This is a genomic window from Erythrobacter fulvus (assembly GCF_028595285.1).
GTDB lineage: Bacteria > Pseudomonadota > Alphaproteobacteria > Sphingomonadales > Sphingomonadaceae > Erythrobacter > Erythrobacter fulvus.
Window position 1 is genome coordinate 202,150 of record NZ_JAQQXQ010000003.1, and the last position, 14,126, is coordinate 216,275.

The following is a 14,126-nucleotide window of genomic DNA, read 5'->3' on the forward strand; positions in this document are numbered from 1 at the left end:
CAAGCCTCTAATCGCCGCCCCACTATGTCGACACAGCTTGCAGCATCGGCCCCCAAGGGCAACGCCGCCACTCCGGCGGACCTGACCATCGACGATGTGCGCGCCGCCGCCGCGCGGATCGGCGGCGCGGTGGTCAAGACGCCGATGATGCATTCGATCACGCTGTCGGAAATCACCGGCGCGGATATCTGGCTGAAGTTCGAGAACCTCCAGTTCACGGCCGCCTACAAGGAACGCGGCGCACTCAATGCGCTGCTGCAACTGACCGAGGAACAGCGCGCGCGCGGCGTGATTGCGGCTTCGGCGGGCAATCACAGCCAGGGGCTTTCCTATCACGGCACCCGGCTGGGCGTGCCGGTTACCATCGTCATGCCGCGCACGACGCCAACCGTGAAGGTGATGCAGACCGAAAGCGTCGGCGGCAAGGTGGTGCTGGAGGGCGAGACTTTCGACGAGGCCTATGCCCATGCCCGCAAGCTCGAAGGCGAGCTGGGCCTGACTTTCGTCCATCCCTTCGACGATCCGCATGTGGCCGCGGGCGCGGGCACGGTTGCGCTCGAGATGTTCGAGGTTAAATCCGATCTCGATTGCATCGTCACCCCGATTGGCGGGGGCGGGCTAATTTCGGGCATGGCGACGGTTGCCAAGGCGCTGAACCCCGCGATGGAAGTGGTGGGTGTGCAGGCGGCACTGTTCCCGTCGATGTTCGACAAGATCAAGGGCGCGGACCTGCCTTGTGGCGGCGACACGCTGGCCGAAGGCATCGCGGTCAAGAAGCCGGGCGAATTCACGGCCAAGGTCATTGCCGAGCGCGTGGACGACATTCTGCTGGTGGATGAACCCGCGCTAGAAAAGGCGGTGGCGTTGCTGCTCCAGATCGAGAAGACCGTGGTCGAAGGCGCGGGCGCCGCAGGGCTGGCAGCGGTGCTGAGCAATCCGGCGCGGTTTGCGGGCAAGAGCATCGGGCTGGTGCTGTGCGGCGGCAATATCGATACCCGCCTGCTCGCCAATGTGCTGCTGCGCGATCTGGCGCGGCAGGGGCGGCTGGCACGCCTGCGCATCACCCTGCAGGATCGGCCCGGGGCGCTGTTCCGGGTGATGCGCCTGTTTGACGAACACAACGTCAACATCATCGAAATCTATCACCAGCGCATCTTCACCACGCTGCCGGCCAAGGGCCTGATTACCGATATCGAATGCGAGGCGCGCGATGCCGATCAGGTCGAACGGCTGGTCGAAGGGCTGCGGGCCAAGGGTTATTCGGTGCAGATGGTCGAACTGGGCTGATCGGTCCGGCGCGAATTTCGCTCGCCCGGGCGCAGCGTTTTTCTGCCTTTTCCCCCTTAGACTGGCGTGCGTTTGTGCACATTGCGCGATTATTCGCATCGTTTCATGGTTAAGGGACTTTTACCGCGGGCCGCGTGCAGGCATAACCTTTCGGTAACAATTGCCACCGCGATTCACGCCAAGAGGATATAGCCCGCCCGTGACGGCACCGATCCGCTTCCCGAGATTCTTCGTGACCAGCCCGGCGCCCTGCCCCTATCTGCCGGGCCGGAGCGAGCGGAAGGTGTTTACCGAACTCAAGGGCCCGCACGCAGACCAGCTCAATGAAGCGCTTGGCAGGATCGGGTTCCGGCGCAGCCAGACGGTGGCCTATCGCCCTTCCTGTCTTGATTGTCAGGCCTGTGTTTCGGTGCGGGTGGTGGCGGGCGAATTCCGGCCCTCGCCGAGCCAGAAGCGTGATCTGAAGCGCAACAGCGATCTGATCGTGACCGAATGCCGTCCGTGGGCGACCGACGAACAGTTCGACCTGCTGGCACGCTATCTCGGTCGGCGGCACCCGGATGGCGGCATGGCGGCAATGGACGAGCTCGATTATGCCGACATGATCGAACACACGCCCGTCAACAGTGTGGTGACCGAATATCGCGAACTTGGTGCGGGTGGTCGGCCCGGACGTCTGGTGGGGGCCTGCCTGACCGACCGGCAGGGCGATGGCCTGTCGATGATCTATTCCTTCTACGAACCCGATCATGCGGACCGCGTGGGTCTCGGCAATTTTATTATCCTGGATCACATCCGCCGCGCGGCGGCCGAAGGGCTGCCCTATGTCTATCTGGGCTATTGGGTCGAAGGTAGCCCCCGGATGCAGTACAAGGTCCGTTACCGCCCGATGGAGCGGCTGACCCGCGAAGGCTGGCAGCCGATGGATCCGGAAGAACAGCATCGGCTGATCGCCGCGGCCACCGCGCCGCGCCAGCCGCAGGACGCGTCGCTGGCCGGCGCCCGAGGCAAGGATGGCCAGCCCGTCAAATTTCCGGGAAGCTAGGTCTCGCTCATTCCTGCTTTGCGGCATCGCTGTTGCGATTGGCTTGAGTCATACCGGAGCGGCGCTGGCTGCGCAGGCCGAGCAGGTGCAGCCTGCTCAGGCGAATGATCCTGCGCCGATCGCCGCGACCGATCCGGAGCCGTCGCAGCAACCGCAGGAAATGCCGCTTCCCGAACCTGCACCGGTGCCGCGCACGCTCGACGATCTGATCCCGCCCGAGGCCGTCGACGATCCTGAAGCCTGGGCCGCTGCTGGTAGCGTCGACGCGGGTGAGGTGTCAGGCGAAGCAAGTGCGGAACCAGGCGTCCTTGACGATCCGATATCGCAGGAACTCGCCGATCTTCTGCCGCCGCCGCCGCCCGGCCTCCAGCCCGCGCTCGATGCGGCCTTTGCCGATTTTGCGGTCGACATGCCCGAACCGCTGGAGCCCGATCCCGAAGTCGAATCGCTCGCCAGCATCGCGGCTCCGGTGCTGGGCGACCTGCCCGAGCTTGCAGACGTACGCATCGACGATACGCTCGTGCTGGGCTTCCCCGCTGCCGAAGGGGCCTTTCCCGAACGCCGCGAATTCATTGCCCGCTTCCGCGAGCTTTCAACCCTGCGCCAGCTCGAAGGCGACCAGAGCAGCGTGCAGCAAATCGGTGCGCGCGCCCGCGCCGATGCCGAACTGCTGGACAACATGCTGCGCACCTATGGCTATTATTCGGGCGAGGTTGTGCGCCAGCTGTCGGGTGGCAGGCGCGAGCGCGAAAACGGCGATCAAACCGCCGGCGACATCGCCGGCGAACCGAGTGTGCGGTTCGATCTGTTGCCCGGGACGCGCTACAGCGTGGGGCGGGTCGATCTCGGCCCGTTGTCGCGGATGTCGGGGGAGGACGCAGAGCGGCTGCTGGCCGCATTCGCGATCCAGCCAGGCGATCCGCTTTATGCCGACCGGTTCGAAGACCGCGGGATCGAACTGCGGGTCGCGCTTGGCGAGACCGGCTATCCCTTCGCCAAACTGGCGGAACCCGAACTGCTGATCGACCACGCAAGAGCCGAAGGCGATCTGTCGCTGGCTGTCGAGCCGGGCGGCAAATATGCGTTTGGCGGCGTGGTGAGCGGGGATCCGGCATTCCTGTCCAGCCGCCACCTGTCCCGCATTGCCCGCTTCGAACCCGGCGACGTCTACCGGCAGAGCCTCGAGACCGACCTGCGCCGCGCAATCATCGCCACCGGACTGGTGTCGAGCGTCACGGTTACCCCGCGCGAAATCGCTCCGCCGTCCGCAGGAGAGCCGGGCGAGGTTGCGCTCGATGTTGCGTTCGAGCGCGCGCCAGTCCGGACCATTGCCGGCGCCATCGGTTACGGCACCGAGGACGGTTTCAAGGTCGAAGGGCGATGGGAACACCGCAACCTGTTCCCGCCTGAAGGTGCATTGCGACTGCGCGGCACCATCGGCACGCGCGAAGCGCTTGGCAGCATCGGCGTGCGCCGTAACAATTTCCGCGGGCGCGATCAGGTGCTGACGGCGGACATCTTCGCCAGCGACATCCAGACGCTGGCCGTCGATTCCCGCACGATCGGGGTGCGTACCACCTTCGAGAAGGTGTCGAATATCCTGTTCCAGAAGCCGATCAGCTGGCAGCTCGGCGGCGAGGTGCTTTACACCGACGAGCGCAATCGCCGCGTGCGCGGCTTTGCGATCGATCTGCCGCGCCAAACCTACCTCATCGGCAGCCTGTTCGGCAGCCTGACGCTCGATGAAAGCGACGATCTTCTCGATCCGACGACAGGATATCGTGCCACACTATTCCTCGCGCCCGAAGTGTCGCGTTCGCAGGGCAACGAGACCTTCTATCTGCGCGCCCAAGCCGATGCGAGCGCCTACAAGTCGCTGGGCTCCGCCGTGCTGGCGGGCCGGGTGCGTGCCGCGACCATTCAAGGCGCACGCTTCTTCGAAGTCGCCCCATCGCGGCGGCTCTATTCGGGCGGCGGCGGATCGGTGCGTGGTTACGGCTTTCAGGGCGTCGGCCCGCAGAATGATCGCGGCGAGCCGACCGGCGGGGCCTCGCTGGTCGAAGTCTCGCTCGAAGCGCGGATAGAAACGCCGCTGTTCGACGGCGCGGTGGAAGTGGTGCCATTCTTCGATGCCGGGACGGTCAGCCTTGGCAGCACGCCCGATTTCCGTTTTATCAGCTACGGCGCGGGGATCGGGGTGCGTTACAAGACCACGTTCGGCCCGATCCGTGTCGATGTGGCGACACCGCTCAATCCGGGCCCGTTCGACAGCCCGGTGGTGGTCTATGTCAGTCTGGGGCAGGCGTTCTGATGAGTTCTGCCGACGATCTCCAGCCCGAAGAGCTCGATCACAGCCCGCCGGCGCGGGCCAAGCGCCGCTGGGCCAAACGGCTCGGCTGGGCGCTGGCGCTGCTGATTGCGCCGCTGGTGCTGGTCGCGGGCTTCTTCGCGACCCCGATCGGCAAGCGCTTCATCGCCGATCAGATCGCTGCCGTGGCTCCGGCCTCGGGCCTGCGGTTCGCGGTGGGACGGATCGAGGGCGATGTGTTCGGCAAGGCGCGCTTGCGCGATGTGCGGGTGAGCGATCCCGAGGGCGTGTTCCTGACCATCCCCGAAGTCGCACTCGACTGGCGTCCGCTGGGCTGGCTGTGGAGCGGGCTCGACATCCGCGAGGTTATCGCGCGGCGCGGGCGGCTGGAGCGGTTGCCCACACTGCTCCCCGGTGATCCCGATGCGCCGTTGCTACCCGATTTCGACATCCGGGTGGACAAGTTCGCGATCGAGGATCTGGTGATCGCCAAGGGGGTGGCGACGGCGCGCGACGAAAAGGCAGACCTTCAGGCCCGCATCGATATCCGCAAAGGCCGCGCGCTGATTGATGCCAAGGCCCAACTGGGTGCGGGCGACAGGATCGCCGTGCTGCTTGATGCCGAGCCCGACGGCGATCGTTTCGATCTGGCGGCCGATTACCGCGCGCCGGTCGATGGCGTGCTGGCCGGCCTTGCCGGGTTCGAGGCCGGCTATACCGCGCACCTTGCCGGGGACGGCACCTGGCAACGCTGGCGCGGTACGGCGGTGGCACGCCGGTTGACCGCCACAGGGGCGGCAGATTCTGGCGCGCCAGCGGTGGCGGCATTCCGGATCACCAATGAAGCCGGCATGATCGGCATTCTGGGTCGCTTGCGCCCGCAACTGGCAGGCGAGGGTGTGCTTGCCCGCGCGCTCGGGCCGCAGGTCGCGCTCGCCGCCAGCTTCACGCTCGATGACAGCGTTGTCGAAGGGCGCAGCGCGGTGGTCACGCAGGCGCTTGATCTGCGTGCGGCAGGGGTGGTGGATCTCGCCGATAATCGGGTCGAAGGCGCGCGCACCAGCGTGGTACTGCGCGACCCCGATTTGCTGGGCGCGGGCTGGCGCTTCGAGGATGCTCGCCTTGCCGCCGACGTCACCGGCGCGTTCCGCGATCTCGGGATCGAACATCGGCTTACGGTCGGACGGCTCGAAGCTAGCGGCGTGGAAGCGGAACAGCTGGTGCAGGAAGGGCTGGCCCGTTTCGATGGAACGAAGCTTTCGGTGCCCTTGGCGCTGACCGCTGCGCGCGTGACAACCGGCAACCCGCAAGCCGATCCGCGCCTCGTCCAGGGCAGGGTGACCGGAACGCTCGTCTATGATTCCCAACGCCAGACGCTTTCTGCCGATGCCGCACAGATCGCCTTTCCCGGCCTTGCGGCGACCCTTGCTTTGCGCGGGGACATTCCCGCCGGGGCCTATGCGCTGGCCGGACCGGTAAGCGCGCGCGGGCTGGCGGTTGATGGTGCGGGCGAGGTGACGGCGACCGCCAAGATCCTTGCCAAGTTCGGCCCTTCGGTGCCGTGGAGCCTTCGCGCGAACCTCGCCGGGGTGCTGGACAAAATCGGCAATGCCACCATCGTCAATCTGGCGGGCGATGAAATCCGCTTTGCCGGCGCGCTGGGGGTCGGAGCGGATCAGCCACTGGTGCTGCGCGACGTGGCCATCACCGGCGAGCGGATCGAGGCGCGGCTGGACAGCAAGGTCGTGCCGGGTAGCGCCGGCGCCCGTACCACCCTTTCGGGCAGCGGGCGGCAGGCGGATTATGGGCCGTTCACGATTGATGCCGAGTTCGCAACGGACGGACCGCGGGCTGTGCTGGTGCTGGCAGACCCCTATCCGGCGGCCGGACTGGAGGATGTGCGCATCGCGCTTGCCCCGGCTGACGAGGGCTTCGCGCTCGACGTGTCGGGCGGTTCGCTGCTCGGTCCGTTCGATGGCGCGCTCGGCCTTGTCCTGCCCGAATCCGGGCCGACCCGTATCGCGGTCGATCGGCTCAACATCTATCGCACCCGCGTCAGTGGCGGGTTGGTGCTGGGTGAGGACGGTGTTTCGGGTGACCTCGCACTGGCGGGCGGCGGGCTCGACGGGACCTTGTCCCTACGCCCGCAAAGCGGTGATGCGATTGGATTTGCCGTCGATCTGAAAGCCCGCAACGCCGCGTTTGGCGGTGCCGTGCCGATCAGTATCGACCGTGCGACAATCGCTGCCACCGGGCGCTATGCCAAGGGCGATACGCGCGTCGATGCCGATATCAGCACGTCGGGTTTCGAATATGGCGCGCTCTACCTCGCCAGCCTTACTGCCAACGCCGATATCGCCAATGGACGGGGCAAGGTTACGGGCGGGATTGCCGGGAAGCGGGCGGACCGTTTCGCTCTCAGCTTCGATGCCGATGTTGCGCCCTCGCGAATCGCCGCTGTGGCACGCGGGCAATATGGCGGATCGCAGATCACCATGCCGCGCCGCGCCGTCCTTACCGCGCAGGATGGCGGCGGCTGGCAGCTGGCGCAAACGCAGATCGGCTTTGCCAGAGGCTATGCCCTGGTCGAAGGCGCGCTGGGCGGCGAGGAGACCGCGCTGGAGATCAAGCTCGCGCGGATGCCGCTGCGGCTGCTTGATCTTGCCGGGGCGGACCTTGGCCTTGGCGGCAGACTGTCGGGCATTATCGACTACCGGCGGACAGGCAATGCCGCGCCCACCGCGAAGGCACGGGTGAAGATCGACAATTTCAGCCGTTCGGGACTGGTGCTGTCGTCGCGGCCGGTGGGTGTGCTGGGCGTGATTGATCTCGATGACCAGCGCCTGACCGCCGCGGGACGGCTGACCGAGGGCGAGCAGCGACTGGGCGACATTGCCTTGCGCATCACCGACTTCCCTGACGAGACCGATCTGGGCCGGCGGCTGCTGGGCGGGCGGCTGCAAGGGCGGTTGATGTTCGAAGGCGCGGCCGAGACATTGTGGCGTCTCGCTGCGGTCGAAGCGTTCGACCTGACCGGACCGGTGACCATCGCCGCCCGTGCGACCGGTACGCTGGCCGATCCGCGCATCACCGGTACGCTCGCTACCGAGGACCTAACGGTTTCCAGCGGGCTGACGGGCACCCGCATCGAAAAGGTTCGCGCGCGTGGCACCTTTGCCGGATCGCGGCTCCAGCTCACCCGCTTTGCCGGCTCCACTGCGGGCGGAGGCACGGTGACCGGCAGCGGCATCGTTGATCTTGCAGGGATGAGTGCGACCCGCGGCCCCGGGATTGATCTCAAGGCGGCAGTGAATGGCGCTCGGCTGCTCGATGCCAACGGGCTGGAAGCGACAATTACCGGCCCGTTGCGGATCGTTTCCAACGGCCTTGGCGGAACGATCGCCGGGCGCGTGAAGATCGACCGTGCGCGCTGGGAGCTTGGCGTGGCGGCAGAGGATGTCGCGCTGCCGCAGATCGCCACCCGAGAGATCAACGGCGAAGACGGCCGCGCCCGGCAACAGGTTTCGGCGCGCGATACGGCGTGGCGCTATCTCGTCAATGCCTCGGCGCCCAGCCGGGTCACGGTCGAAGGGATGGGGCTGGAAAGCGAATGGGGCATCGACATCGCGCTGCGCGGCACGGTGAATGATCCGCGCATCGGCGGCACTGCGCGGCTGGTGCGAGGCGATTACACCTTTGCCGGCACACGGTTCGAACTGACCCGCGGGCGGATATTGTTCGACGAGAACGAACCGATTGACCCGCGGCTCGACATTCTGGCCGAGACTTCTCGCTCGGGCACCAATGTCGATATCGCGATCACCGGCAATGCCCAGTCGCCCAGCATCGCCTTCTCGTCCGACCCGGCGCTGCCCGAGGAGGAGATCCTCGCCCGGCTGCTGTTCGGCGGTTCGGTCACCTCGCTTTCGGCGACCGATGCCCTGCAACTGGCCGCCGCGCTCGCTTCGCTTCAGGGCGGCGGCAGCGGACTTGATCCGATCGGCGAACTGCGCCGCTCGATCGGGTTGGACCAGTTGCGCATTGTCGGGGCTGATCCGCTGATCGGACGCGAGACCGGCGTGGCACTCGGCAAGAACATCACGCGCCGTGCCTATGTCGAACTGGTGACCGACGGGCAGGGATACAGCGCGACGACGATCGAATACCGGATCACCAGCTGGCTGGCGCTGCTCGGTACGGTATCGACCATCGGACGCGACAGTGTGCTGGTGGAAGTTAGCCGGGATTACTGAGGCACCGACAGATACAGCTCCGCCTCGGCGGCGCGGCGGCGGACGAGGCCTTTGAGCACCCGGCCACCGGCGCGGTTCCACCGGGCAAACTCGCGTGCGGCACCTTCCCGGTCGCCTGCGCGGTGGCGCGCGGTTAGCGTGGCCCGGGCGATCGCTCCGGTGTTGTAATGGAAGCTGACCAGCGCGTCGAACTGGGCCTGCGTGGTGGGCGCATCGCCGATCGCGCGGACGACGTCCGAGGCATAGCGCGCAAGATCTTCGGCCAATCGTGTGTCGCAGTCATGCTGCGACCAGACCGTGTTCGGTCCGATCCGGCCACCATGGACATGATCTTTTCCGGTGGCGCCCCAGCCGATGGTCCACGGCTCTGCCCCGGTGCCGGGATCGGGATAGGCCTCCACCATCCCGTCATTTCGCAGCCGTGCACAGCCTTCGAAGCGCTTGATGAGAGCGATTCCCGCCGCGCCGATCGTCTGCGGGGAAGGAAGATCGGATTGGCAGACGGGGGCAGCAGGCAAAGGCACATCGGGTGCCGACCAATCGGCCTGACCGGTCAGGCGACGGATTAATGCGATCAGCGGGGCAGTGGATTGGTGCAGCATGATGGGCCACCTCGAGGCAGGATGCAGGAAAGGAGGCGCGATGATTAGACACAGATTGGCCAAGTAGGAAAACGGGAAAACAGGCCGGCGTTGCCATGACCTGACAAGAGCTCTTGACTGACAAGAGCTCTTTACAGTAAAGAACTCTTGTCAGGTCCGGGTCGCAGGCAGTCGTCGCTCGGGCTGCTCGGGAAGGTGCCTGTCGCCTTCACGACACTGAATACAGACGAGTAAGATTCTGGAAAACCGTGTAAAACATTTTCGCGAGGCCGAAGGCTGGAGCCAGGGCGAACTGGCCCGGCGGCTCGGCGTATCGCGCCAGACGATCAACGCGGTCGAAACCGACAAGTATGATCCGTCATTGCCGCTGGCGCTGCGCATGTCGCGGCTGTTCGGCGTGGCGGTGCCGGAACTGTTTATCGATCACTGGGAGCCCGAAGCATGATGACCGAAAACGAATCCTCCCCTGCAACCCCATGGCTGCGCAAGCTGGTGATTCCGATGCTGATCGGCGGGGTGGCGGGTTTTGCCGCCAGTTTCGGGATGATGCGCTTTATCGACAGCGATGCGGTCGGCGGGCTCGGCGCGTCACCGACGATCGCTGCGCTGGTGGGTGTGCTCTATGTCGTAATCGCGCTTGGAATTCTGTTCGGCACCGTCAATCCGGGGCTGGGCGCACGCTTCCTCAATGTCGAGGATGCCGACGAATTGCGCGAGCAGAGGCAGATGCTGCTCTATTCGGGTGCGGCGATGCTGCTGTGGGGCGCGGCGCTGCTGGCGCTGGCGCTTGCCGCACCTGATGGCCCGTTGCCGCAAAGCATCGCGCTGGTGATCGGTGCGGGCGGGCTGGTGATCGGTTCTCTGCTATCTGTCATTGTCTACCGGATCTCGGACGAGCTTATGCTGATGGTCAATCTCGAAGCCGGAGCGCTGACCTACGGACTGGTTCTGCTGGTGGTAGGAATGTGGGCGATGCTGGGCCATCTCGGCTTTGTTGCCGGGCCGCAGCCGCTCGATCTGCTGACGGCATTCTATGTGTTGGTGCTGGTGGCGAGCGTTATTGTGATCGGGCGGCGCGGAATGCTGACCATCAAGTAACCGCCAGCAGCATGCAAAGCGAATGGGGCGCCCGCCGGTCGCGGACGCCCCCTTTCCTGTTTCCGGTACGGAAGATCAGAACCGGTAGGTGGCCGAAGCGCGGAACACGCGGGCTTCGGCACTGTCGCGGCCGATGGTGGTATCGAAGCCAAGGCCCATCTGGAACGGGCCGTCACCGACATTGGCCGACACGCCCACTTCCACCCAGGTGTGATCCGCAGTGTCGAGCACGAAATTGGCGTTGGGGCCAATGCCCGACGCGAAGTTTGCTGCGAGCAGCTGCGGGCCGTCCTCGAATTCCCACACCAGCTGGGCATTGGCGTTGATCTGCACCATTTTCGACTGCTTTTCATAGTCGAAGCCGAAGCGCGCCTGGGCGCTGGTGAAGCTGTCTCGCTCGATCGCCAGAGCGGTGATGCCGCCATCTTCGCGCACCACGCCCAGATCGACGCTGGCATAGCGCCCTTCGATGCCCGGCGAGATCGTGCCGATCCCGGTGTCGAGATCATAGGACAGGCCCAATGCCCCAGAGACCAGCAGATCGTCGGTCGACGACGTCAGGGTCTGCGGGGTGCCGAGGAACTGCACCGTGCGGGTGGTGTCGAAGCCCATGCTGCCCATGCTGAACTGCCCGTCGACGACCGGACCATCGGTGAACTTGTGGCGCATGTAGAGCGAGACGGCATAGGTTTCGCTGGCGACCTGCTGGCCACGCGGCGTGTCGGCATCGAGCGAGTTGAAGTACCCGGCGAGACCGAGCATGGTTTCTTCACCCGGGTAGAATTCGACCCCGCCCGACACGAACAGGCCCTCGATATCGGTCTCCTGCGCAAAGCCGGGGAGCGAATCGACATCGCCGCGCACGAAACCGCCCGACAGGAAGATCGCAACGTCCTCCGGCAGGTTGGCATCGCTCATCTCGGTTTCATCGGCACCGCTCTGCAACGCCATCGCGCCCATGCTGATCGGCTGGCCGAAGGGCGAAAGTCCGGCCTGCACCACGTTGAGCGGCGCGCCGGTGACCGCAATCTTGCCGCCGGCCCGGCTGCGATCGGCTTCGCGCATGCGCGCATCGTTGAAGTTCTGCAGCAGGTTGACGGTCTGCCCCGCGATTGAGCGAACCGCCTGTTCGTTCACCGGTGCCAGCCCCCTGAAGGTGCTGCGGATGGTGTCCACGGCGGCAAAGTCGAGCCCGTATAGGCCCGCCAGCGCGGCGTTCGGCCGGTTCTGGTCGAACAGCTGGGCATAGGCGTCCTGCGCCGGATCATTGGGATCGATCACCGAGGCGTAGCTCGCCGCTTCGATTTCCATCAGCACGGCGTTTTCCTGATAGATGAACGACTGGCTGAGGATCGCCGACAGGCTGGTTTCGGTGAAGGCACCCGTCACCCCGCCATCGGCGGTGAGGATGGTGTACTGCACGCCATTACCGTTGACCTGCTGGGTAAGCCCCGTGGTGCCGAGGCCGACGACCCCGCCGACATTGGCAATGCCGGTCACCGCGATCAGGTCCGACGCGCCGCTGCCGGTGATGTCGGCAAGGAAGGTGCTGCCCGATGACATCACCACATTGCCGTCGATCGTCAGTGTGCCGGTGGTGCCCATCGTGCCGGGCGAGAATACGCCGGTGATGCTGGTCAGGAACGGCGCGGTCACCGTTCCCGTACCGCCGAGCATGCCCGCGAACAACGTGTAGTCGCCGACCGAGGTCAGCGCGCCGTTGACCGTGGTAATCCCGCCGAACTGGCTGATATCGATCAGCGAGGTAAGATCGCCATCGGCGCCAATGGTCAGACCCGCATTGCCGCGGATCGTCAGCTTGTCGATCGTCACCGCGCTGGAAAGCGTGGTGGTGCCGTTCTGGCTGAGGGTCACGTCGAAATAGCGCGGCAGCACATTCACGTCCGGATCGGCGCTGACGACCGGATCGATATTGTTCGGCACGAATCCGGTCGCACCCGGCAGGCCGTTGGCAAGCGTCGGCGCGGGCAGGGTGGCGATGCCGTTCTGCGCCTGCTCCTGCTCCTGCGAGGTTTCGAGCAGCGCCGGCGAGGAACCGCCCGCGGCGCTCGCGCTGGCAAGATTGAAGCTCGCCGGCATGGCGATGTTCTCGCCCCCGTTGGCCAGTGTCAGGTCAAGCTCGGCGCGGTTGTTCTGCAAATCGGCCTGAAGGGCGCCCTCTCCGCCGGTGCTGACCGTCGGCGGGACAAAGGTGCCTTCGGTGATTCCGGTGGCGACATCAGTGCAGAAGTCGCCCGGGCTTTCGAATTCAATGCAAACTGCACCGAAATCGCCTTCGGTGCCGTTCAGACCCAGTTCCGGCGTGGTCGGCAGCGCGTTCACGATCTGACCGTCGGCATTGATCACGCGGTACATCGGGTCGAGCAGCGTTTCCCAGTGGTTCGCGTCTTCCCAGTTGCCGTCACCGGCCTTCGCCCCGACATAGCGGTAGGGGTTGGTTTCGACGATATACTGCCAGTAAAGCGATAGCGGCTGGTAGAAGCTGGTGGCGCCGATCGAGCTGAACGGCTGACTGCCGAAAAAGCGCGACCCGCCCGACAGCACGCCGATGATCAGGTCTTCGTCGGTGATCGCATTGTTGGCTGCGTCGAGAATCAGCGGGCCGCCCGAATCGCCGCCCGCGGTGATGCCTTCGTTGGGCAGGGCATCGTCGCGATGAACGTTGATGTCGAACACAACGTCGCGTTCCTGCGAATCGAAGTCGAGCTGATAGAGGTTCTGCGGCAGGAACGGTGCCGCCGGGCCGAACAGCACCGCGTTACGATCGTCGAGCGACATGAAACCGCCGAGCATGTTTTCGGCTGCGCGGCGACGGAAATCGATCCCCTCGACCGCGCCCTGAATGGCATTGCCGGTGCCGCCATAGCCGACAATGTTGACGTGATAACCGGTGCCGTTGACCGTATCGATCGCTTCCGGAGCGGGCAGAGTGCTGAACAGCATCGCCCACATCGGAATACCCGCTGCCGGAGTGTCGAGGCTGGCTAGCGCGATGTCCGCCTCGATGAAGCCCAGCGCCTGCGGGTTCTGCAGCGAGCGCTCATCGTAGAAGATGCGGTTGATGTTGAAGACCTTGAGCAACGGATTGCTCTGGCCGGTGCCGAACCAGTTGAGGATGCCGGGGAAAGCATCGACATTGAAACCGACCGCGGCGCGGAAGTTTTCGCCGTCGTAATCGGTATCCGGAATATCGTTCACGCAATGCGCGGCAAACAGCACGGTGCGCGGGTTGATCAGCGTGCCGGTGCAGATGCCGATGCCGCCCGTTCCAACGCGGTTGGTGACGATCATGCCGACGCCGTCGAACACGCCTTCCTCATCGACGATCTCTTCGGAATCGCTCGTTTCGTTCGGGACGACGGCGTGGGCCGGGGTGGCCGCCGCTGCAAATGCCAGCGCCATGGTTGCCGACCCGGCAAGAAGGCCGCAACGGCAGAATTGGGAGATTTTCATGGGGGACCCTTTTGCTTCGCATTGATCGCAGGCAGGCGATCTGATGAGATTGTGTAACG

General features: G+C 65.3%; 8 protein-coding genes. 6 read left to right on the top strand and 2 right to left on the bottom strand.

The window, feature by feature from the left end:
* Window positions 1-24: 24 nt before the first annotated feature.
* From OIK40_RS05440 to OIK40_RS05455, 4 genes are all read left to right on the top strand, one after another.
* Window positions 25-1,287, top strand: a complete 1,263-nt coding sequence (locus OIK40_RS05440) for a threonine ammonia-lyase (RefSeq protein WP_273676858.1) — start codon at window positions 25-27, stop codon at window positions 1,285-1,287.
* Between the two features lie 199 nt (window positions 1,288-1,486).
* Window positions 1,487-2,332: an arginyltransferase gene (locus tag OIK40_RS05445; protein ID WP_273676859.1), complete on the top strand. Its 846-nt coding sequence runs from the start codon at window positions 1,487-1,489 to the stop codon at window positions 2,330-2,332.
* Between the two features lie 43 nt (window positions 2,333-2,375).
* Window positions 2,376-4,643 (top strand): BamA/TamA family outer membrane protein, encoded by a 2,268-nt coding sequence (locus OIK40_RS05450; protein WP_273676861.1) that lies wholly within the window; start codon window positions 2,376-2,378, stop codon window positions 4,641-4,643.
* On the top strand, window positions 4,643-8,893 hold the full coding sequence (locus tag OIK40_RS05455; RefSeq protein WP_273676863.1) for a translocation/assembly module TamB domain-containing protein: 4,251 nt from the start codon (window positions 4,643-4,645) through the stop codon (window positions 8,891-8,893). Before OIK40_RS05450 ends, OIK40_RS05455 begins: the two co-directional genes overlap by 1 nt.
* Here the strand turns inward: OIK40_RS05455 and OIK40_RS05460 are convergent.
* Window positions 8,887-9,495 carry a lysozyme gene (locus OIK40_RS05460; protein WP_273676864.1) on the bottom strand — a complete coding sequence of 203 codons (609 nt, stop codon included), beginning with the start codon at window positions 9,493-9,495 and terminating at the stop codon, window positions 8,887-8,889. The two genes, OIK40_RS05455 and OIK40_RS05460, sit on opposite strands and share 7 nt — an antisense overlap.
* 238 nt (window positions 9,496-9,733) lie before the next feature.
* Between OIK40_RS05460 and OIK40_RS05465 the strand changes: the two genes are divergently transcribed.
* Window positions 9,734-9,940 (top strand): helix-turn-helix transcriptional regulator, encoded by a 207-nt coding sequence (locus OIK40_RS05465; RefSeq protein WP_273676989.1) that lies wholly within the window; start codon window positions 9,734-9,736, stop codon window positions 9,938-9,940.
* Window positions 9,937-10,593 carry a hypothetical protein gene (locus OIK40_RS05470; RefSeq protein ID WP_273676866.1) on the top strand — a complete coding sequence of 219 codons (657 nt, stop codon included), beginning with the start codon at window positions 9,937-9,939 and terminating at the stop codon, window positions 10,591-10,593. The genes OIK40_RS05465 and OIK40_RS05470 overlap by 4 nt, the downstream gene beginning before the upstream one ends.
* Window positions 10,594-10,668: 75 nt before the next feature.
* Here the strand turns inward: OIK40_RS05470 and OIK40_RS05475 are convergent, their stop codons facing one another.
* On the bottom strand, window positions 10,669-14,067 hold the full coding sequence (locus OIK40_RS05475; protein ID WP_273676867.1) for an autotransporter domain-containing protein: 3,399 nt from the start codon (window positions 14,065-14,067) through the stop codon (window positions 10,669-10,671).
* Window positions 14,068-14,126 lie beyond the last annotated feature (59 nt).

Excerpts from the sequence above, each read along its gene's own strand:
- OIK40_RS05440 (WP_273676858.1), top strand. The coding sequence starts at position 25 with ATGTCGACACAGCTTGCAGCATCGGCCCCCAAGGGCAACGCCGCCACT.
- OIK40_RS05455 (WP_273676863.1), top strand. The coding sequence starts at position 4,643 with ATGAGTTCTGCCGACGATCTCCAGCCCGAAGAGCTCGATCACAGCCCG.
- OIK40_RS05460 (WP_273676864.1), bottom strand. The coding sequence starts at position 9,495 with ATGCTGCACCAATCCACTGCCCCGCTGATCGCATTAATCCGTCGCCTG.
- OIK40_RS05470 (WP_273676866.1), top strand. The coding sequence starts at position 9,937 with ATGATGACCGAAAACGAATCCTCCCCTGCAACCCCATGGCTGCGCAAG.
- OIK40_RS05475 (WP_273676867.1), bottom strand. The coding sequence starts at position 14,067 with ATGAAAATCTCCCAATTCTGCCGTTGCGGCCTTCTTGCCGGGTCGGCA.